Here is a 369-nt window from a genome sequence, read left to right as displayed (position 1 = left end):
AAGCCCAAAAAACGAACACGCTTTAACTGCTTAACCAAAGTTCAAATTAAGTACTAAACCAGCTTTTAAGCTGGTTTTTTATCGCCTGAGATTAAAATAACAGCACTTTTATGACATTTTAACAGGCATTGATCAGACCCCTAGGCAACTTTTTGGATTTTATATAAATGCAATGCATGTCCACCAATGAGCCTTATTATTTTTTCCCTGAACTCATCAAAACCATCCAAGCTAATTTTGTCGCCTTGCTGGAGTAGATTAATTCCCTCAAAACACTGAAAGACCCAACGTAATGTTGGGCTAGATATTTCTTTATTGATTTGATTCGCTATCGTGGGTTTTTGTTTTTTCATATTTGCGCTCATTCGT

At 35.8% G+C, this 369-nt stretch carries 1 pseudogene; it reads right to left on the bottom strand.

What is annotated here, in order from left to right:
• Positions 1–140 precede the first annotated feature (140 nt).
• Positions 141–369: pseudogene (locus tag CWB78_RS18520) on the bottom strand (IS1634 family transposase); the annotation flags it as partial.

It is taken from the genome of Pseudoalteromonas sp. S1612 (genome assembly GCF_005887175.1).
Lineage (GTDB): Bacteria > Pseudomonadota > Gammaproteobacteria > Enterobacterales > Alteromonadaceae > Pseudoalteromonas > Pseudoalteromonas undina.
The sequence above is the reverse complement of the archived record's forward strand: the minus strand, read 5'-3'. Positions and strand labels throughout refer to the sequence as shown.